Origin of the sequence: Campylobacter concisus (assembly GCF_003048405.1) — a bacterium.
Lineage (GTDB): Bacteria > Campylobacterota > Campylobacteria > Campylobacterales > Campylobacteraceae > Campylobacter_A > Campylobacter_A concisus_Q.
The window spans coordinates 1,004,844-1,025,318 of sequence record NZ_PIQS01000001.1; the positions used below are offsets into that span (position 1 = coordinate 1,004,844).

At 35.5% G+C, this 20,475-nt stretch carries 21 protein-coding genes and 1 tRNA gene; 15 read left to right on the top strand and 7 right to left on the bottom strand.

Translation table 11 applies throughout. From position 1 onward, the window contains the following. Nucleotides 1-87: 87 nt before the first annotated feature. From CVT18_RS05285 to CVT18_RS05305, 5 genes are all read left to right on the top strand, one after another. Nucleotides 88-162 (top strand) — tRNA-Asn (locus CVT18_RS05285). Between the two features lie 327 nt (nucleotides 163-489). After that, on the top strand, nucleotides 490-744 hold the full coding sequence (locus CVT18_RS05290; protein ID WP_103629100.1) for a helix-turn-helix transcriptional regulator: 255 nt from the start codon (nucleotides 490-492) through the stop codon (nucleotides 742-744). After that, nucleotides 744-1,061, top strand: a complete 318-nt coding sequence (locus tag CVT18_RS05295; RefSeq protein WP_103629099.1) for a plasmid mobilization protein — start codon at nucleotides 744-746, stop codon at nucleotides 1,059-1,061. Before CVT18_RS05290 ends, CVT18_RS05295 begins: the two co-directional genes overlap by 1 nt. A 2-nt stretch (nucleotides 1,062-1,063) precedes the next feature. Then, nucleotides 1,064-1,741 carry a relaxase/mobilization nuclease domain-containing protein gene (locus CVT18_RS05300; RefSeq protein WP_103629098.1) on the top strand — a complete coding sequence of 226 codons (678 nt, stop codon included), beginning with the start codon at nucleotides 1,064-1,066 and terminating at the stop codon, nucleotides 1,739-1,741. Next, nucleotides 1,734-2,609, top strand: coding sequence for a hypothetical protein (locus tag CVT18_RS05305; RefSeq protein WP_103629097.1), 876 nt, complete (start codon nucleotides 1,734-1,736; stop codon nucleotides 2,607-2,609). The genes CVT18_RS05300 and CVT18_RS05305 overlap by 8 nt, the downstream gene beginning before the upstream one ends. A gap of 211 nt (nucleotides 2,610-2,820) precedes the next feature. On the opposite strand, the gene CVT18_RS05310 is transcribed toward CVT18_RS05305, so the two are convergent. Beyond that, complete coding sequence (locus CVT18_RS05310; RefSeq protein ID WP_103629096.1) at nucleotides 2,821-3,180, bottom strand: hypothetical protein; 360 nt, start codon at nucleotides 3,178-3,180, stop codon at nucleotides 2,821-2,823. 313 nt (nucleotides 3,181-3,493) lie between these two features. Beyond that, nucleotides 3,494-3,724, bottom strand: coding sequence for a hypothetical protein (locus CVT18_RS05315; RefSeq protein ID WP_107824305.1), 231 nt, complete (start codon nucleotides 3,722-3,724; stop codon nucleotides 3,494-3,496). Between the two features lie 133 nt (nucleotides 3,725-3,857). Between CVT18_RS05315 and CVT18_RS05320 the strand changes: the two genes are divergently transcribed. The 5 genes from CVT18_RS05320 (at nucleotide 3,858) to CVT18_RS05340 (ending at nucleotide 10,965) form a co-directional block, all read left to right on the top strand. Beyond that, on the top strand, nucleotides 3,858-5,633 hold the full coding sequence (locus CVT18_RS05320) for a DUF262 domain-containing protein (RefSeq protein WP_103629094.1): 1,776 nt from the start codon (nucleotides 3,858-3,860) through the stop codon (nucleotides 5,631-5,633). Then, nucleotides 5,623-7,707, top strand: a complete 2,085-nt coding sequence (locus CVT18_RS05325; RefSeq protein ID WP_103629093.1) for a DUF262 domain-containing protein — start codon at nucleotides 5,623-5,625, stop codon at nucleotides 7,705-7,707. Before CVT18_RS05320 ends, CVT18_RS05325 begins: the two co-directional genes overlap by 11 nt. Beyond that, nucleotides 7,704-9,182 carry a DUF2779 domain-containing protein gene (locus CVT18_RS05330; RefSeq protein WP_107824306.1) on the top strand — a complete coding sequence of 493 codons (1,479 nt, stop codon included), beginning with the start codon at nucleotides 7,704-7,706 and terminating at the stop codon, nucleotides 9,180-9,182. The genes CVT18_RS05325 and CVT18_RS05330 overlap by 4 nt, the downstream gene beginning before the upstream one ends. 56 nt (nucleotides 9,183-9,238) lie before the next feature. Next, nucleotides 9,239-10,450: a PD-(D/E)XK nuclease family protein gene (locus CVT18_RS05335; RefSeq protein WP_107824307.1), complete on the top strand. Its 1,212-nt coding sequence runs from the start codon at nucleotides 9,239-9,241 to the stop codon at nucleotides 10,448-10,450. A 182-nt stretch (nucleotides 10,451-10,632) separates the two neighbouring features. Further along, nucleotides 10,633-10,965, top strand: a complete 333-nt coding sequence (locus CVT18_RS05340; RefSeq protein ID WP_103629090.1) for a hypothetical protein — start codon at nucleotides 10,633-10,635, stop codon at nucleotides 10,963-10,965. Here the strand turns inward: CVT18_RS05340 and CVT18_RS05345 are convergent. Genes CVT18_RS05345 through CVT18_RS05360 form a run of 4 tightly spaced genes read right to left on the bottom strand, consistent with a single transcriptional unit; the run spans nucleotide 10,947 to nucleotide 13,684 of the window. Beyond that, complete coding sequence (locus CVT18_RS05345; RefSeq protein ID WP_103629089.1) at nucleotides 10,947-11,522, bottom strand: metallophosphoesterase family protein; 576 nt, start codon at nucleotides 11,520-11,522, stop codon at nucleotides 10,947-10,949. The genes CVT18_RS05340 and CVT18_RS05345 overlap by 19 nt on opposite strands. Continuing rightward, nucleotides 11,515-11,832, bottom strand: a complete 318-nt coding sequence (locus CVT18_RS05350) for a hypothetical protein (protein ID WP_103629088.1) — start codon at nucleotides 11,830-11,832, stop codon at nucleotides 11,515-11,517. Before CVT18_RS05350 ends, CVT18_RS05345 begins: the two co-directional genes overlap by 8 nt. Before the next feature lie 59 nt (nucleotides 11,833-11,891). Further along, nucleotides 11,892-12,809, bottom strand: coding sequence for a helix-turn-helix transcriptional regulator (locus CVT18_RS05355; protein ID WP_103629087.1), 918 nt, complete (start codon nucleotides 12,807-12,809; stop codon nucleotides 11,892-11,894). A gap of 53 nt (nucleotides 12,810-12,862) precedes the next feature. Then, nucleotides 12,863-13,684, bottom strand: a complete 822-nt coding sequence (locus CVT18_RS05360) for an SIR2 family NAD-dependent protein deacylase (RefSeq protein ID WP_107824308.1) — start codon at nucleotides 13,682-13,684, stop codon at nucleotides 12,863-12,865. Between the two features lie 104 nt (nucleotides 13,685-13,788). Here CVT18_RS05360 and CVT18_RS05365 point away from each other — a divergent pair, with 104 nt between their 5' ends. After that, entirely contained in the window at nucleotides 13,789-14,541 is a 753-nt protein-coding gene (locus tag CVT18_RS05365; RefSeq protein WP_103629085.1) for a hypothetical protein, read from the top strand. A gap of 16 nt (nucleotides 14,542-14,557) precedes the next feature. On the opposite strand, the gene CVT18_RS05370 is transcribed toward CVT18_RS05365, so the two are convergent. Next, a complete protein-coding gene (locus tag CVT18_RS05370; RefSeq protein ID WP_103629084.1) occupies nucleotides 14,558-15,355 on the bottom strand; it encodes an agmatine deiminase family protein in 798 nt (265 codons plus the stop codon). 134 nt (nucleotides 15,356-15,489) lie between these two features. On the opposite strand from CVT18_RS05370, the gene CVT18_RS05375 reads away from it, so the two are divergent. The 4 genes from CVT18_RS05375 (at nucleotide 15,490) to CVT18_RS05390 (ending at nucleotide 20,456) form a co-directional block, all read left to right on the top strand. Then, nucleotides 15,490-16,077: a hypothetical protein gene (locus CVT18_RS05375; protein WP_103629083.1), complete on the top strand. Its 588-nt coding sequence runs from the start codon at nucleotides 15,490-15,492 to the stop codon at nucleotides 16,075-16,077. A 9-nt stretch (nucleotides 16,078-16,086) separates the two neighbouring features. Then, complete coding sequence (locus tag CVT18_RS05380; protein WP_107824309.1) at nucleotides 16,087-16,983, top strand: hypothetical protein; 897 nt, start codon at nucleotides 16,087-16,089, stop codon at nucleotides 16,981-16,983. Between the two features lie 42 nt (nucleotides 16,984-17,025). Then, a complete protein-coding gene (locus CVT18_RS05385) occupies nucleotides 17,026-18,300 on the top strand; it encodes a DUF2130 domain-containing protein (protein ID WP_103629081.1) in 1,275 nt (424 codons plus the stop codon). 140 nt (nucleotides 18,301-18,440) lie between these two features. Further along, a complete protein-coding gene (locus CVT18_RS05390) occupies nucleotides 18,441-20,456 on the top strand; it encodes an AAA family ATPase (RefSeq protein ID WP_103629080.1) in 2,016 nt (671 codons plus the stop codon). The last annotated feature ends 19 nt before the right edge of the window (nucleotides 20,457-20,475 follow it).

Sequence of the window (20,475 nt, forward strand, 5' to 3'; positions counted from 1 at the left end):
GGGCTCTGTGCGATTTTTTCTAAATTAAGCTAAAATTTATTGACAAAACATATCTTTTCGTCTATAATACGAGCTCTTTTCAAGTGTTCCGGATTAGCTCAGCGGTAGAGTAGGTGACTGTTAATCACTTGGTCGCTGGTTCGAACCCAGCATCCGGAGCCATTTATATTCAAAAATCCTTCTAAAACCCCGATTTTTACAATGTTTCAAGAGCTTTAAGTTTTATTATTTTTTTGTAATTTTCCCCTTTATTTCCCCTCGGATTTGTTTAATGTTTTAAAATTCTCTATTTTACTCTAATGTATTTTTATATATACTGTTTTGATTTTTTAAAGAGCCGTAGTCAAAAAGCATAAAATATTTTACTTTAATTCACTCTAAAATGCCCTAAAGAGCTATATTTTATAAAGAATTTCTAAAAGTACCTCATTCTGTGATGAAAAAATACCTCAATTAGTATAATTAGTAGTAAAAGCAAAAAGGATTTTTATGCTCGATAGTAATGAGTTTTTAAATACAGTACTACAAAGTCTAGAAAGACAATTTCCAGCTATGCAAGCTCTAGATCGAAAGCAAACGGCCAAGGCGATTGGAATCGGACTTTCAACATTGGACTTGCGCATCAAAGATGGCAGGAATTTGCCTAGATATATAAAAATAGGTGATGCTAAAAATTCAAGGATAGTTTTTCCTTTGCTTTCAATAGCTGAGTTTTTAACAAATCAAAGACAAAAGGTTTTATGATGAAGCAAAACAAAAAGAACAGACTCACTATAAGACTTGATGATAATGAACTTAATCAAGTGAATCTAAATGCTTCAATATCTGGGCTAAATAAATCGTCATATATAAGATATGTTTCAATAAATGCTAAGCCACCTATTCATAAATTTGATAAGGCAATGATAATTCAAGTGGCAAAAATAGGCAACAACCTAAATCAAATCGCAAAGCATGCTAATATGCATAAAACCATAGACGGTATCGTTTTAAAACAGATAGTTGACGTTAATAAAAAATTAGACGACTTAATGCTGCAAAAGCAAAATCCAGGAAGTTAAGCATGTTAGCAAAATTCTTTAAAAACAAAAACGGTGGTAGTGTTGCTGGTATCAACTATCTTTTGAATCATAGAGTGAAAGATGGGACGGCATTCGTTTTGAAAGGTAGCGAAGTGGTTGCCAGACAGATAGTATCTAATATGACTAAAAAACAAAAACTTTGTATTGGTTGTTTGAGCTTTGAAGAAGCTGACATTGATTTGGATATCAAGCAAAAGGTCATAGACGAATTTGAAACGTTGCTTTTTGGAGAATACAAAGAGAGATTTAATATCCTTTGGGTTCAACATATCGATAAAGGTCGGCTTGAGTTAAATTTTGCCATACCAAAAATTGATTTAGAAAGCGGAATGGCTTTTAATCCATATTATGACAAAAAAGATAGAGCTTTAATAGACGCTTGGCAAAACCTTGCAAATTTCAAATTTAACTTTAGCGATCCAAAAGATCCAGCAAAAGCCCATATGCTTCAAGGCTCAAGAAAAGAGATCGGTGTTATCAAAGACTACATAGAGTTAGAAAAAATACTAACCGAGAAATTTATAAATCAAGAATTTACTTGCAGAGACGACATCTTGAATGCTTTAAAAAGTAGCGACATAGATATAACTAGAATAGGCAAAGACTATATATCGGTCAAGTTACCAAATAGCAAAAAGATTCAAGGGGGATATGTTTAGTGAGGAATTTAGAGACTTTGAGAGCTTGGAGCAACTCCGAGGTAAAACTGAAACAAGAGCAACGGAATTTAGAAATAGAGCAGACGAACAAGCGAATGTCGACGCTTCAGGACGAAGTTTTATATCTGCAGACTATCTTAAATCAAAAGAATCAAGAGAATTTAGAATTATCAAATTCAAACAAAGCTTATCAAAACGAGATCAAGAGCTTGCAAGACTCAAAAGAGAGCTCGACAAACAAATACAAGAGCGAGATAAGTGGCTTGAAGTCCAGGTTAGCAGAGTGCCGAAGCGAAGCAAAGTTTTTAGAAGCCATGTCTTGGATACTGATTGGTGTACTAATAATACTAGTATTGATATACATATGGATCCCATATCTGCAAAAGATCTGGCTTTAGCAAATAAATCAGCAAATGATAGCATATATAGAACAAAATACAAATGGCAAGCAATAAATTATAAACACACTATTTTAAACGAAAGGATTTTTGATAATGACTCTACTAGAGCAAACATTGTTGGTGCAATTAGAAGAAAAAGAGAAGCAAGAGCAAGATACTATGATTCTATTAAAGCAGCTATTAATGGAATACGATTCGTTAAACAACGAATTAGCCAAGTTGCAAACACAATTAACAAACAACACAAGCTCTTTATCCCAAAAATTAGAGAATGTACAAATACAATTAACAAACTTGCAGAAGGAATCCGAAAATCGGACGTTTTTTCAAGAGAAATACATAATACAACTAGAGAATTTGAAGAAGTCGCTAGAAGATATGTATTAAGTCGTGCACAAAAAGATATTCAAATGGATGCGAATAGGATAAAACAGAGAGATATTTGTGATATAGGGATTGACTTTTAATTAGGAGATTAAACATAAATTTTTTATCTCCTAATCTATCTATGCTAATATAGGCGCGATGATTAGATCAGCTATCTATTTATAAATACTAAATTTTATTTATCTAGTTTTTTCAGCAAATAGTCAAGTGAGCCAGAATCACTATATTCTTTTTCATCGCTCTCATCTTGTGCCCAGTATTCAAAGCATTCAAGCTCTTTTAGCGCTTGCGCTAGTTCTTTTTCTCAAGATGCTCATATCTAAGGCTTAGCACGCGTCTTAAAACCTCTCTTATAAATTTCCTGTCGCTGCTAAATTTTAGTGCCGTGCTTTTTAAAACAGCTATGACATTTTTTATAAAAGTGTCGCCATATCGAGTATAATATGTCACGCCAAGTGCTTGAAGTAGCATGATTTTCGCCTTATCAAAAATTTCATTTTCATAAAAAATTTCTGCTATTTTTATGCATATTAGCGTGTCTTTTTCAAAGTAGATCTTGCTATCCCAAAGGCCAATTTTATGCAAGCATATATTTTCTTCTATACTACAGCCATTATAAGCGTCAAATTTAGCATCAGGTCTTAAAACCACTCAAATTTTATCTTTGCATTTTTACAGATGACGTAAGTTTGCCAGCTTCTCATAGAAGCTCTTATAGAATAGTTAAATAGCTTGTGCTCGAGTTTTACAATGGGATTATTTTCACCACTTCGCTTTTTGAAATTTGGTCCACGATCTCTTTGTAGTATGAGAGCGGTTTTATCTCGCTTTTGATATATTTTTCTGCCTCATCAGCTACAACGAAAAATTCTTCTTTTGTTGTGGCGGCTTTTATGAGTTTTTTGAAAACTTCACGAGCCCATTTGTGAAAGCCTATATGTGAAAAAAGATCATCCTCTATAGTTCATATACTCGCCCAAATACCTCGGCGCTTTTGTTTTTTTTGCATGAGCTTAAATATAGCGGCTGTACCAGTTATGCCGTTTTTGGGCCTACCACACATCGCGCGGTATATCCATCTTGTGCAGACAAAGCATTGATTTGTCGAGTCGTTTAATAAGTGACCAAGCATATCCTTTGCTTGCTTCTCTTTCCCAGCCTCAAATAGCTCTTTTATCTGCCTTATCTTTTTCATCATCACTCCTTTTGGGATGAATTTTAAAGTAAAAAGCAGACATTTTTTATTCCTATTTTGTTGATATAATTTTTGTAAAAGGATGTTAAAAGCAAAGATATCTTTGACGATATAGAAGAATAAAAGGAGAAAAATGATAGTTCAAAAATCAGTTAGAGACATAATAGACAAAAAAATAAATTTCACGGTACCCTCATATCAAAGAGGCTACCGTTGGGATGAGAGAAATGTTAAAGATTTACTAGATGATTTGCTTGAATTTATGCAAGATCCCAATAGTGGTAAATTTTATTGTTTGCAGCCGCTAGTTGTTAAAAAAAATATTAACACCAATAAATATAACGTCATAGACGGCCAGCAGAGGCTTACTACGATTTTTATTATATTAAGGTATTTAGAAAATCTTTTAAAAGAGGAAAATGGCATAAATGAAATTTATGCCATTGACTACGAAACAAGGGAAGGCAGTCAAGAATTTCTGAAAGAAATCACAATCAAAACGCAAGATGAGAGTAATGAAAATATAGACTATTTTTATATTTATCAAGCTTATAAGGCAGTAGAAAATTGGTTTGAAGAAAAAATAAAAGAAAAGAAAACCACTAAGAGAAAGATGCTTGAGATTTTTACAAATTCAGAAGATGAAAAACATATCGAGTTTATATGGTATGAAGTTGAAAATAGCGAAAACGACGAAGTCAAGATATTCACCAGACTAAACAGTGGCAAAATTCCACTTACTAACGCAGAGCTTATCAAGGCGTTATTTTTAAATGTTAGAAACTTCCCAAAAGAGTGTAGTGAAAATGAGATTATTACAAAACAAATAGAGATATCAAAAGAGTGGGATGAGATAGAATACGCATTGCAAGATGACGAGTTTTTTAAATTTTTAACAAAAAACGACTATCCGGCCAGAATAGAACTGTTGTTTGAAATTTTATCCAGAGTAAAAAGCATAGAGTCGGATAGATATGCGATATATAGGCATTTTGCAAAAGAAGCAAAAGAAAAGGGTGGATTATTGCATCTTGCGAACAGGGTAAAAGAAAAAGAAGAAGGTTTGTGGGGCGATATAAAAAAGATATTTTTGACGTTTAAATTTTGGTTTAAAGATATTGAATACTATCATTTAGTTGGATTTTTGGTAGCGTCTAATATATTAAGCATTGAAAAAACATACAACGCCACAAAAGATAAAACTAAAAACGAGTTGAGAGATTTCTTAAAAGATACAATAAAAAACAATCTAAGACTTTCCTTGAACTTAAAAGAAGAAGAAATTAAAATAGATAATATTAGTGGGTTAAGTTATGACGACGATAAAGATAAAAAAAATATAGAAAAGATACTGCTACTTTTTAATATAGCTACCATTATAAATAGTAAAGGCTCTCATACTAGATTTTCATTTAACGAATACAATGGTAAAAAATGGAGTTTAGAGCATATACACGCCCAAAACGACAAAGGACTAAAAGACAAAAAAGCGCAGGACGAGTGGCTAGAAAACTCAAAAAAATATATTTATGAAAGTGATCTTAAAGAAAAGATCGATATTTTTATAAAAGGTAATGAAAATAATCGCTTTGACGAGCTTCAAATGGAAATTTTAAATAAATCTGGCGATATGGTAAATATGCATGGAATAGAGAATTTGGCCCTACTGTCGGCTGGCAATAATAGCTCTTTAAGCAATGGTCCGTTTGTTGACAAACGGGCAAAGATTATAGAGATGGATAAAAATGGTGAATTTATACCAATATGTACAAAAAATGTATTTTTAAAGTATTACAGCAAGGAGCTATCCAATGTATATTTTTGGAGCAAAGATGATCAAAAAGATTATAAAAATTCCATAATAGAAACATTAGAAGAATTTTTTGTGAGAAAAAATGATGAAATTTAAAGATATTTTTAATAAATATATTCGAGAAGTTCAAGTTCAGAATTCATATAAACTAAAAATCTCAATACCTATAATCCAAAGGGATTATGCGCAAGGTAGAAAAGATGCAGCCACTATAAGAGATAAATTTTTAGATGAGATTTTTAATAGATTAGATAATAACGAAAATTTATTTTTAGATTTTGTTTATGGTAGCATAGAAGATGATAAATTTATACCAATCGACGGACAGCAACGCCTCACTACTCTTTTTTTGTTGCACTTGTACTTTGCCAAAAAAGAAAGGAAAGATTGTGAGTATTTAAAGGGTTTTACCTATGAGACTAGAAGTAGCTCCAGAGAATTTTGCGAAAAACTAGTGGTTGAGGATCTTGATTTTACCAAAGATGAAATCTCTCCGGATATAAAAGATAGTAGCTGGTTTATGCCATTTTGGGAAAATGATCCGACCGTAAAATCTATGCTCGTGATGCTAGACGCGATACACGATAAATTTAAAAATTCAAATTTTTACGACAGACTCGAAAATATAAAATTTAGCTTTCTAGAGCTTAAAGAGTTTGGGCTAACAGATGACCTATATATAAAAATGAATGCCAGAGGAAAGCTACTAAGTGAATTTGAAAATTTTAAAGCAGAATTTGAGAAAGAACTACCTCAAGAGATAAAAGCAAAGCTAGATAATGCGTGGCTTGATTTGTTTTGGGGATTAAAGGACGGTGATAAAGAAGACGTAGATTTGAGTAGCGTTGATAAACGATACATGGCATTTTTTAAAGGAGTAGCTTCAAATTTTACCGTTCTTAATATAAAAGATACAAAAGGGGCAAAAGATTTTGATTTTGATGAGTTTGATACACTAGACACATTAGAGTTTTTTAACAGTAACGAAAATAATGTAAACAATGTAATAAAAATTTTAGATGAGTTGTGTGAAGTTTCAAATTATGAGCTTCTTAAAAATTTTACCGATACCAGCAAAGATATTACTTATGAAACAAGGGCTAAATTTTTTGCACTATCTATGTTTTTGATAAAATTTGGAGCCAAAAAGCTTGGCGGAGATTTTTATAAAGAGTATGAAAGGATAACTTCAAATGTAGCAAGAGACTTTAATATAGATAGCATTTCAAATCTAAAACAGACTTTTGAGTTTATAAATGAAATTTGCGACAAATGCAAGAGTGAGAATATTTTTGATCTATTAGCTGATTTTCAGAACGAGCAGCCAGGAAGTTTTAAAGTAATCAATTTTTACAGGTGGCAAGAGAAAAAGAAATTAGAGCTTATGCAAAGTGATCCAAGATGGGTTGACGCTATCAATAAAGGCGAAAAACATTGGTATCTTGGCTCAAATTTAACGTTTCTTATTGATTTTGCAGAAAATGATGTAGAAAAATTTAAAGAGTATTATAAGAAATTTGATGAGATTTTTAAAGAGGATAGGGAAAACTTCTTTTTTCAAAGGGCATTGCTGGCAAAAGGTGATTATCTGCCTGAACGCAAAGATAGTGGCTATTTTACATTTTGTAATTTTAATGCAAGCGCTCGTGAAAAAGATGATAACTGGCGAAGTGTATTTTTTGATAAAGAAAAGAACGAAAATTTAAAAGAATTGTTAGATGATGATAGAGATTTAAAACAAATCATAGAGGATTTTAATGATAAAAATTATTGGGGATATTATTTTATAAAGTATCCTGAAATTTTAAAAGAATGCACGAATTTTTGGATATGGGCATATGGCTATACGATTAGGGTTTTAACAGGAAAACTTACAAATAGCTATCATGTAGAGTATTACACCTATTCTTTATTTATAATGCTACAAAAACAGTTTCAAAATTTGTCCGATGAAAAATTGGATTATGAATGGGTAAAGGCTTATGGTGAAATTCCTTATGTTTTAATAGACGGTAATAAAATTACGTTCATACAAACCAATGACAACAAATATTGCTGGATGATAGATGACAAACAAATAGGGGAAATATTTGACCCGTGCTTACCAGACAGGGATGTGCTACCACCCATAGTAGATAAAGTATACGAAATTGCAAGAAGCATATTATGACACTATCTAAATCCCTCTACATTCGTGGTCTTCAGTGTGAAAAGAGCTTGTGGCTTAAAAAGAAAAAGCCTGATGTTTTGCAAGCTCCAGATGATGGCGCGCAAGCGGTATTTGACACCGGCACATCGGTAGGTGAGCTAGCCTGTGAGCTTTTTGGCGGCGGTGAGAGGATAGAGTATACCGGCGATTTTAACGCACAAATGGCAAAAACGAAAGAGCTTATCGAGCACGGCGCAAAGGTCATCTACGAGGCCACTTTTTGCTTTGACGGCATCCTTGTGATGGTCGATATCCTTCGTATCGGCAAGGACGAGCTTATCATCAACGAAGTAAAGAGCAGCACCTCCGTTAAAGACGTCTATATCGATGATGCAAGCATTCAGTACTACGTCCTTAGCTCGCTTGGCTACAAGGTGAGCGCCGTAAATATCATCCACATAGATAACAGCTACGTAAGAGGCGAGAAGCTAGAGCTTGAGAAGTTTTTTCATACCGAAGATGTAACAGAGCAAGTAAAGCAAAAGCAAGCAGATATCCCTCAAATTTTAAGTAAATTTGATGAAATTCTTAGCAAAGACGTTGAACCAGAGATTGATATCGGAGTTCAGTGCTCCAACCCATATCCTTGCGATGCTTGGGAGTACTGCTGGCTCGAGCAGCGAGGCATACCGGAGTATAGCGTCTTTGACATATCTAGGCTAAGAAGCGATAAGAAATTCGAGCTTTATAAAAACGGCATAGTTAAATTTGAAGATATCAAAGAGCTAGATAAATTTAACGCCTCCCAGCAGATCCAAATCCGCTCCGAACTATCCAAGGAGCAGATCATAGACAAAGGTGCCATTAAAGAATTTCTAGATACGCTTAGCTATCCGCTCTATCACCTTGACTTTGAGACATTTCAGCAGGCCGTGCCTGAGTTTATAGGGCTTAGACCTTACGAGCAGATACCTTTTCAGTTTTCTATCCATAAAGATGACGGCAATGGAAATTCAGAGCATTTCGAGTTTCTGGCCGAGGCCGGAGCCGATCCTAGATACGAGCTGGCGCTAACTTTGATCAAATTTATCCCGCAGGACGCCTGCGTGCTAGCCTTTAATATGAGCTTTGAAAAAGGAGTGATAAGGCGTCTTGCCGCAAACTATCCGCAAATTTCAAATGAGCTTATGGCTATCCACGACAACATAAAAGACCTCATGGCGCCATTTGTTAGCAAAAGCTACTACCACCCAAAGATGCAAGGCAGCTACTCTATAAAATATGTCTTACCAGCACTTGTGCCTGAGTTTGAGTCGGCATACAAGGATCTAAATTTGATCCACCATGGTGGCGAAGCGATGCAGGCCTATGAGGCTATGGCATATATGCCAGACAAGGAGCGCAACGCCTATAAAAAGGCACTTTTGGCATACTGCAAGCTAGACACATTAGCAATGGTTAAGGTTTTAGAAAAACTGCGTGAAGTGGCAAAATAGACAAAAAAGTGTCTGTTTTGCCGGCTATAATGCTTTAAAAATTAAAGGAGAAAGGTATGGATATAGAAAAACTTGAATCTATGCTAAAGCAAATCAAAGTCCTAAATGACAAGCTAGAGATCAAAAAACTACGCGGTAATAACGACTATAACTTGTTTTTATCACTTCTGGATATAAACGACGAAGTGCGTTTGCACTCACGATTTATCTACTCATTGCTTGATCCAAATTCATTGCACTACCAAAAAGAGTTATTTTTGGAACTTTTTATAAAGGCGTGTGGGCTAGAGAATTTTGGACTAGATCCGCAAAGCGCAAAAGTCTATAAAGAATACGAAAACATAGATATCTATATAACTGACGACACAAAACATATCATCCTAGAAAATAAATTAAATGCTGGCGATCAAGAGGCTCAGATAAAAAGATATATAAAAACCGTCCAAAAAGAAAACAGCGGCGAAGCTGAAATTTATGTGCTATTTTTATCGCCAGATAAGCATGAGCCTAGCAACTACAGCTTGGATGGACTAAAAATCAGCAAGAGTAAAATATTAGATGAATACAGCAATGAAGTAGCTAAATTTAAGGCGATCTCTTATGATAAAGAGATAATGGAGTGGCTTGACTCATGTCTTGATGAGGCTGGGAATTTGGCAAATTTAGCTGCTGTGATATCGCAATACAAAAACGTAATTGAAAAAATTTATGGAACCTATAAAGGAGTAGAGATGGATGCCAAAAAAATACGTGAAATAATACTTGAGAACTATGATCTGGTCGATAATATAAGAAATAGATACTTCGATATGGCTAATATACATAAAATTAATACATTTATGCCAAATGTAAAAACAGAACTTAAAAAAATGTTATCACAAGATCAGTGGTGCATTGAGGTAAGAGATGCTAAAACGACTAAAAGACTTTTTTCGCCAATAAGTTTTTATAAATATAGCTGGGATGGTGTTATAAATTTTAGACTAGAATTTGATAGCGGAAATTTCTTAAATCCATACATTGGACTTGCTTATGATACAAAGAGAATAAAAAAAGAATATGTGGACAATATACAAGTTGAATCTCTATCCAATGAGTGGAAAGTAGGCGAAAGATTTGCTAGATATAAAATGCTTAACAAAACTCAGTTTTTGAGAGAGATAATTATAAACAAGTATACCGAAGCTGAACTAGCTGAAGAGTTCGTAAAAATGAAAGATAAGCTAGAGTCATTGGCTGATGAAATCATTAAGTTAGCTATAGTATAGGTCAAATAGTTATTTTTGGATAGATGGGTCGCCTCAATCGCTAATGCGAATTTAAAGAGTTGGCGATTGGTTGACCGATCTTGACTTTATCTATTCCTAAACTATGCCAAAAGCTGCTATGAGGATACTTTATAGACAAATTTTGTCCATTTTTTTATTTACAATAAAACATAGGAGCAAAAATGAGTGAGCAAGAACTTTGGCAAGAGTATGATGAGTTTTCTTTTTTGGCGCAGGCTAAGTCAAGCTATGACTACGTAAATAACGCAAATTTTATGAAATATAGCAACACAGAGATGTCAAAAGATTTTTACAGGCAAGCCGTTAAGGCATTAAATAATGCGTATGATGTTGTTACTGAGGCTAAATTTATACTGCAAAATCTAAAAAACGACTTTGGCTGTGAGAGCGAATTTATAAAAGAGATATGCTTGCAAATTTTAGATATAGAAATGACGCCATACGAGCATCAAGAGGTGGCTAAAATGATAGAAAACTATAGCTCTATCTCTTGATAAAATGGCTCTTTTGTGCTACTACTTGCTGAGTTGTAAATTTTAACTCCTTTTAAAACGTCTATGTGAGATTTTGGCTCATGGATATGCCCACAAAGGATGATCTTTGCCTTTAAAAGATTGTTTTTGATAAGCCTTGCAAGCTCTATATCTCCGTGATCCTTGTCGTTTTTGCTGATGCTCGTACTTGTCTTTGCTGGAGGAACGTGGGTCAGTAAGATATCACACTCTGCAAATTCAAGCAGATCGTCGCACAAGTAAGGTACGCAGCCAAATTTAACACCATTGATAGTTTTTATGGTGCCATCAGAGTATATGGTACTTATGGAATTTAACCAAGATGCTGGCGTATCGTGATTTCCAGAACATACAAACACTGGCTTTTTAAAGTTTTTTAGCCACAAAGTAGTTTGCTCTTTTTCTTGCGCACTTTCTTTGTATAAAAAATCACCGCTAAAACAAAAAATGTCAAATTTGTCTTGAAAGGCTAAAATATAGTCAAAATAGCTAGTATTAAAGTGCAGATCGCTAGCGTGAAAAAGTTTTAGATTATTCATTTATACCGGTTGCCAATATGCTAAATCTAACTGTATCCGTATCTAGATTGTTGTCTGTACTAGTCATAAATATAAAATCTAGCTCAGGCTCAAAAAGTTTACTAGTAATTTCTTCAATGCTAGCAAATGATAAGTTCTCATTCATCTCAACATGCATAAATATTGCATTAGCTTTTGAAATCACGCTTTTTAATCTTTTATTTATTGTGTTGCTAAGTTTAGATATTTTAAAAGTCCCGACAAAGCCATCTATCTTACCATCATAAGACATTATTTTCATTATATCGTGCAAGTCTATAATAACACCCATCGTTACTCCTTTAAAAATTTTAGATATTTTAGCCTAGAATTTGGACGTATCTTGTCTTGTTAAATATCTATTTCCTTAAAATAACTTCCTACTTCATCTCTTATTTTATTAGCTAGCTCTTTTGGCTCAAGCACCTTGATAAATGGCAGGTAGTAGTATATGAGCGGTTTTATCTCCATCATATGAGTAAATTCTATCTCTATCTCGACTGAGCCGTCGCTATCTTGGCCAGTTATACGCTGCTTTGCGTGCGGCTTTCGCTCAAAGTATTTTGCCACTTCTGGTGCTAGTAATAGCCTTGCTGTTTTTGGAGCTTCTAAGTTTGCCCACGCTGAGTTCATCGCTTTTATACGCTCATCTAGCTCGCTACTTAGTTCAAATTTATCCCCGCTATGCTTTATATCTTTTATGCTCTTTAGGTGAAATTTCTTAAATTTATTGCCCTTTTTGCTATCAAGTAATAGCAGATACCAAAATCCCTCAAAAAGTGCCAGCTTTAGAGGCTTTACAAGAAACTCAAAGCCGTTATACGTGCATGTTATCTCTGCTTTTTCTCTTATAGCATCCTCAAGCGCTTGAAAATTTATGAGGTCATCCTCGCTTAGCTTTTCGTTGTTTATGTTTGTAAGTATCGGGTGGTTTAGCTGCTGAGAAATTTGCTCTAGCAGCACGTGAGCTTTGCTATAAAAATTTGAGCCCATGTTTTTTGCCACGTTATCAAGGATATTTAGCACCACTCTATCATCGCCGTCTAGTCCGTCGCTCGCGTCCTCGTCATTTAGGCTCCAGTAGTGCCCCTTTTTGACGGCGCCATACTCTCTTAATGTGTCATAAAGGTCGCGCTGGATAGTCTTTGAGGTCACTCCAAGCATGGCTGTTAGCTCTTTTATCGTGTGCGGCCTCTCTCTTAGCTTTAAGGCTATTAAATTTATGCGTTCAAATTTGCTGTTTTCTTGTTTTGTTATGATGGGTTTCATTTGACCTCCTAGTTTGGGGATTATATCCAAATTAGGACTAGAGGATGTCTTTTCTAGCATAATATCTGCCTAAGGCCATCTAGTGCGCTACATTTTAGACTTATGCCGATATACTCTGAGATGTAGTTATCTCTTGGATTTATGCGGATAAGAGTTGCTTTTTTTGATCGTTTAACGAATTTCTCGCCAAAATTTCTAATTGTTGGCACCGCAAGCCCAGCGCCCAGCTCTATGATGACAAAGCGGCTATCTTTGTTTTGCTCCAGCCACGCTTCATATCTTTTGTGCTGTACCAAGGTTATTTTTGAGTTAAACTCATGATCGTAAAACATCATGATATTTGGACGGCTTACGCAGCCACACTCAGGGCAAACTGGCATCTTTGTAGCGATAAATTTAGCCTCATCGACCTCTACGCTACTCTCACACATGCTCCATATCATCCCATCGTCGTTGTGGATGCACTGGGCGTGATGGATCGAGCCATGAACTTCGTAAATTTTATCCTTGTTAAAGCCAGCCTTGGCAAAGTGTCCATCGACGTTTGAGGTATAGACAAAGTAGTTTTCGTTTTTACTTTTTACAAGATCTAAAAGCAGCCTAAAGCCCTCGTGAGGCTCTGTATTTTTGTATAAATTTAGCCTGTGTCCGTAAAATGCCCAAGCTAGCCTTGGATCATCAAAAAACCACTGCGGATTTGCCATATCTTCAAAGCTTAAATTTTTATCCCTTAAAAGTGGATAGGCTTTCCAAAAACCTAGATCTCCTCTAAAATCAGGCAATCCACTATCCACACCCATACCAGCACCTGCTGTGATGATGATCGCATCAGCATCTGCGATGATCTTTTTGATCCTGTCTATTTTCTCTTGCATTTTGATCCTTTCAAAGAAATTTGGGTAATTGTAATGAACTGATCAGACATTTTTGTGTCCGCTCCCTTTTGGTAAAATAGTGAAAATTTTATGAAGGAGAGAAGATGACAAAAAAATATAAAACTAAGATGGAAGATAGCTTTAAAACGAAAGTTCAGCTATTTTTATTCGACAATGCTTTTTCTTGGGATAACTTGGATGAAAAAGAATACAAGGATTACTATGTTGAAAGTAATATTGAGACTATAAAAAAGGATTTTAATGATTTTAAAATCAGTAATGAAGTGGCAAATTTATATAGTAGCAGATACTACCAGCTAGAGCTAAACAGCGATGAAAGCAAAATAAAGCATAAGGGCAAAGAGCTAAACATCATGGTGATCGAGCAAAGACAATATTTTGTTCAAAAATCCAAAGATTTTCCAAAAATTTTAGAAGAATTAGAGAAAGAATATGAAAAAGAGTTTCAGATAATTTTTCCTGAAGAAGAATTTAATAAGATGCTTGATAAAACAACTTGCTCATATTGCGGCATAAGCCTAACTCAGATCGAAGAGCTTGGCAAAAACGGCAAGCTAAATAACAAAAGAAGCGATACACGCGGATATACGCTAGAGATAGATAGAATGCTGCCAAATTTGGAGTATAGTAAAGATAATTGTTGTATGGCTTGTTACTGGTGTAATAATGCAAAAACCGATGAATTTTCGCCAATGGAATTTAAGCCTATTGCTGAAGGCATTAGAGAAGTTTGGAATGAAAGGCTTAAAGATATTGGTGAAGCAGAAATAGAATATAAATCAGATGAAGAATTTTGGAAAATAGACTTTAATAAAGAAATGAATTCAACAAAATAGTAAAAGGCGGGTAGCTCTACCGCCCAAATTTCTCTGCCGTTATGCAGTGTAGTGCACCGCCAAGCTCTATAATCTCGCTTAAATTTATCGTCTCTACTTTATAGCTGCTATAAAATTTCTTGATCTGCTCCACCGCAATATCGTCATCATCTATGCCGTATATTGGAACTATTAAAATATTCTTAATTTTAATAAAATTTAAGTAAGCGCCCCAGTCTCTCTTTTTAGTGAAAAATCCCTCTTTGTACTTCATAAATTTCACATCCAAGCCACTCTTTTTAAGGGCTTTTGTGAGCCTATCATTAAAGCTTTTGCTCTCATTTGAAAAGTCATTTACCAGCACGCTATCTTCATCTATCCACCTCACCATGCCATCGCTGTGTCCTAGCATATCGTATGGCTGTCTTGGTATGATTATAAGCTCATTTAGCACGCATTTTTGCTTTATGATCTCCACTATCTCGGCTTTTGTTTTCAGGGGATTTTCTCTAAAAATTTTATCGGTCATGATGGCTTTGCCTCCAAACCTTACGAAATTTCCGCCGTCTAAGACTAAATTTATATGTTCTTTTAATGGCTGGATATTTGTTCTTAGGTGACTATATTTTTCATCTTTTAGGTAGTCTGGATCGTAGTCATAAGAGATAAGGCGCCCATCATCAAGCAAAATCGGCATAAAGTCCCTCGTCCAGATGTCTTTAGTCTCTAAAAACTCGTATTTGACCTCGTATCTGTCAAATATCTGGCGCAAGCTTTTGGCTGTTTTGGTGTGGTGCTTTGCCAAAAGCGCGGAAAGTAGGATAGTTGGCTGCATATTTGCTCCTAAATTTGATAGTTTTTGTGAAATTTTACTAATAAATTTCTAGACATTTTTTGTCCATTTGAGTAGCTATAATTTCACAAATCGCAAAAAATGTATCGGCGATAAAAATCAAAAAAGGATAATCAATGATCTACGAGCAACTTAAAATTCTCACACAAAACAGCGACAAAAAAGCGCTCTCAAAAGCACTTGGCTACGTTAGAGAGCAAAATTTCACAAGAGCACTTGCAAATTTAGAGGCGGCAAAGAGCTTAGATGAGTTTATCACAAAGGGGCACTTTGACTGGGCACATAGCTCAGAAACGCTCATCCTAGCCCTTAGCAAGCACTTTGCTCTTAACATAGACGCAGAGCTTGGCGAGGTGCAAAAACTCTACAACGAGCGAGTAAAATTTAGAGGCTCATATATCTACATAGATACGGATTTTAAGCGCAAGGGTGAGCCTATATTTGCTCTTGCTATGGCGCAACACCTAAGGTATATCAGCCTAACGCCGTTTTTAGATGAGCTCTGTTTTAAAGCACTAGACGAGCAGCTAAAAGCTATCTCAAAGATCACTAAAAGCTACTATCAAAAAACGCAAACTCTACCTATTTTTGGAGCTATAACTGGCTTTAAGCTCTACTTTCTAGGCAAAAACTACTCGCTTGATACGGATGGCAAATTTATTGATAAAGAAATTTACGAACAAGTTGCAGTGATTAAATTTTAAAGGACAAAAATGGGAAAATTTGCAAAGGAACAAAGGCGAAAGCTAAATAGCATAAACGAAAGGCTCTATGACCTTGAGCGCCGTGTCGTGCCACGTGCAAAGCAGATAGACCTCTGCGCAAAAGATATAAAAGAGGCATATGATCATTTTTGTGAGCTACTGCTCTCTTTTTACTCAAAAGACGAACTTCTTATGCGATATGGGCGGTTCATGAATCACATAGATGACTACTTTTATACGGAAAATCAAAACGAATTTAAAAACTGGCCAACGCATGAGATGTCTGGCGAGTGGCACTGCTGGTTTTACCACTGCTTATACGATCACACAAGTCTTGGCTGGGATGAAATTTTGACTATTGATAAGATGGAGGGCAAGCTTCGCTCATGGTATGACTATGCGCCTATAGATCTTTGTCTGGAGAAGCTAGAGTGCAGCGAGAGGGAAGAGTATATCTCTGATGCCAACAAAGATCAGTGGGAGCAGATAGAAAAGATAAATAAAGCGCTAGCTAACTACCAAGATATCCTAATAAGAGATGCAAGAATGCTTGAAAACCGGCTAAAAGCAAGGGTTGAGGGTGGATTTATCGAGGATTATGCTATGGAATTTCGTTTGGTCTTTTATTTGTGCGAAGACGATCCAGATTATGATGAAAATGACGACAATTTCATAGCTATCATCAATGAGCCTATCGTCCCTGGCGAAATGAGCAAGAAAAAGAGCCGTTGGACGCAAAACTGTAATGAATATTTTGGTAGCTCTGTCTATTTTGATAAGAAGGCATATTTTTGCTATCTATTTGCAGCTTTTGAAAACAACACACATATCAATAAGATCAAAGACATACTGCGCATAGGCTCTGTTGATATGGCGCTTTGCTGGGATGAATACTATGAAATTTAAAGTAAGATACCATAAGATAAAGATCATAAAAGGAGATGAAGTATGACAAGTCAAACAACAATAAAGTGCCCAAACTGTGGGAGTGAGATAGATATAAATGATGCTTTATATCATCAGTTAGAGGGAAAATATAAAGGTGAATACCTAGCGCAAAAAAAGCAGCTTGAAGCTGAGCTTGAGGCTAAAAGAAAGGAACAGGAGGCTTATTTTGAGAGTTTAAGAGCAAAAGAGCAACAGCTGCAAGAACAAAAAGAGAAATTTGAGGAAGAGATCAAAAAAGCTACGCAAATACAGCTAAAAATGGAAAGAGCAAGACTTCAAGATGAGCTGAGAAAAGAGATACTTGATGAGCAAAATGAGTCGGTCGCACTTTTACAAAAACAGCTTGAAGAGAAGTCAAATCAAGTAAAAGAGCTAAATGTAGCAAAGGCCCAAATTTTGCAGCTTCAAAGAGAAAAAGAGGAGATGGAGTCAGCCATAACTGCAAAGGCTGAGCTGGCATTAAATGAAAAGCTAAAAGAAGAAAAAGAGAAGATACAAAAGGCTGCAGATGAGCAAAATGAGCTTAAATTTAGACAAAAAGAGGAACAGCTAAAACAGCTTCAAGAGCAACTTCAAATAGCCCAAAGAAAGGCCGAGCAAGGCAGCATGCAGCTTCAAGGTGAGGTGCAGGAGCTCGCGATAGAAGAGTGGCTTAGGGAGAAATTTCCATTTGATACTATTGATGAGATCAAAAAAGGTGCGAGAGGCGCTGACTGCGTACAGATCGTGCATACAAGGGAGTCTCAAAACTGTGGAACGATATATTATGAAAGCAAGAGAACAAAAGAATTCCAAAGGTCTTGGATAGAGAAATTTAAGGCTGACATGAGAGAAAAAGGCGCTGATATCGGTGTCATCGTTACTGACGCGATGCCAAGCGAGATGCAAAGGATGGGGCTGTATGAGGGGGTTTGGGTCTGCACTTTTGAGGAATTTAAAGGCTTAAGTGCTGTTTTAAGGGAACAACTCATAAGGATACACCACGTCTTGATCGCGCAAGAGAACAAAAGCGACAAGATGAGCTTGCTCTGTCACTTTTTAACCAGCAATGAATTTAAAATGCAAATAGAAGCGATAGTAGAGGCATTTTCAACCATGCAAAGCGACCTAGATAGTGAAAAGCGCGCGATGCAAAAGATATGGAAGCAAAGAGAGAAGCAGATCGAAAAGGTACTAGATAACACCATAAATATGTACGGCTCTATAAAGGGCATCGCTGGAAAAGCAGTGGCAAATATAAAAGCTCTGGAGCTGCCATATGGTGGTGATACGTAGGAATAAATAAAGAGCATTTCAAAACGCTCTTTTTAAATTCACCTTTCAAAACAAATTTCTCAAATTTTTATAATTATGGACATAAAAATGTCTTTTATGCTGAGTAAAATAGCTCCAAACAAAAGCAAAAGGAGCTTGTCATGAAAAAAGATAATTTTTACGTAGATAGTGAGATATACGAGCTTACGACACTTTGGGTGCTTCGTGCTATTTTTGATCTCGCAGGAGAAAAAGAATTATTAAAAGACAGATACGACGATGTCTTAGAGTTTTTGGGTATCGAGGCAAAAGAGCCTAAAGAAGAAGATATCCAAAATCTTAAAAACAGACTTGAAATTCTTGAAAAAAGTCAAATTTCATGCGAGCTAAAAGATCTTGAACACAACCTAAATTTACTTCAAGAAAATTTAGGTCTAAATAGTACCGAGAGAGATATTTTGAGATTTGTCGCAATCATGTACAACTATGAAGTAGTCTCTAATGCCTGCAATACACTAGGAGAGTTAAATAACATACAAGCCATAAAAGTCATCTCAAAGATATTAAATTTAAATTTTATTGATGTTCAAAATGCTTTTAGAAAAGATGGAATTTTTGCCAAGACATCGATCATAAGACTAGATAATGGCGGACAGAGAATAAGATATAAAATCGATGCCATAAACAATAACTTTATGTGTGATTTGTTTGTTAAATGCGACAGCATGGACGAGATATTTGAAAGTGCGATAAAGCCATGCAACAAGACAAATTTGACCACAAAAAACTACCCACACATAAAAGAAGATGTGAAAATTTTGCTCTCGTTTCTAAAAAGCGCCATTAGCAAAAAGCAAAAAGGAGTAAATGTACTCCTATATGGCTCAGCAGGAACTGGTAAAACAGAGCTTAGTAAAGTGATAGCCAGTGAGCTAAATTTAAAGCTTTATGAAGTAGCTTATGATGACGAGTACGGATATGCGACTGAGGATAGAAGGCTAAGGTCATATTGTCTTGCACAAAATGTATTGTCTGCTGGATCAAATTTGCTCATGTATGACGAAGCAGAGGATATATTTAACACAAATAATGACGAAAAACGACAGTATGGTAAAGCCTTTATAAATAGATCTCTTGAAAATAACGAGGTGCCAACCATCTGGATAACAAATAATATTTTTGATATGGATGAGGCCGTAGTTAGAAGGTTTAACCTAGCCATAGAGATAGGCATACCAACTGAAGATGTAAGAGCAAAGATCATAAAAAAATATAGTGAAAATTTGATAGACAATAAGCTCATAAAAAAGCTGGCCAAAAATGACTTTATAGCTCCAGCACTCATCAGCAATGCGAGCGTAGTAGTCTCAAATTTAAACACAAAGGACAAAAATAAAGCTTTTGAGCGAGTAATAAACAACACTTTAAAAGCACAAGGTTACGAAGAGATAAGAGATTACAATCCAAGAGATGATCTGCCAAGTAGCTACGATCCAAATTTTGTAAACTCGGACTGCGATCTAAACGAGCTAATGCAAGGCATAAAAATAAGTAAAAATGCTAGAATTTGTCTTTATGGTGTGCCTGGAACTGGCAAAAGTGCTTACGCTAAATTTATCGCTAAAAGTCTTAAAAAGCCAATCATTATTAAAAAAGGAAGTGATCTTTTATCTATGTTTGTAGGATGGACTGAAAAAAATATAGCACTAGCCTTCAAAGAAGCCAAAGAAAAACATGCTGTGCTAGTCTTTGACGAAGTAGATAGCTTTTTGCAAGATAGAAGTATGGCTGCAAGAAGCTGGGAGATAACTCAGGTAAATGAGATGCTTGTACAAATGGAGAGCTTTGATGGCATCTTTATCGCTACGACGAATTTGATCGATAATCTAGATAAAGCCTGTCTTAGAAGATTTGATCTAAAGCTTGAGTTTGGGTATTTGCTGCCAGAGCAAGCGCGAAATTTGTTTAAAAAAGAGTGCGCACTGCTAAAAGTCAAATTTGATGAAGATACAAGCAAAAAGGTCTCAAGTCTAGGCTTGTTAGCTCCTGGAGACTTTGCCAGTGTGAGAAGACAAGCTAAATTTAGACCTATAAAAAATGGCGATGACTTTTGCCATAGACTTGAGCTTGAAGTTGCACTAAAAAATGAAGAAAAGAGCGTGAAAATAGGGTTTTAGGGACTATCCCTAACGAGGT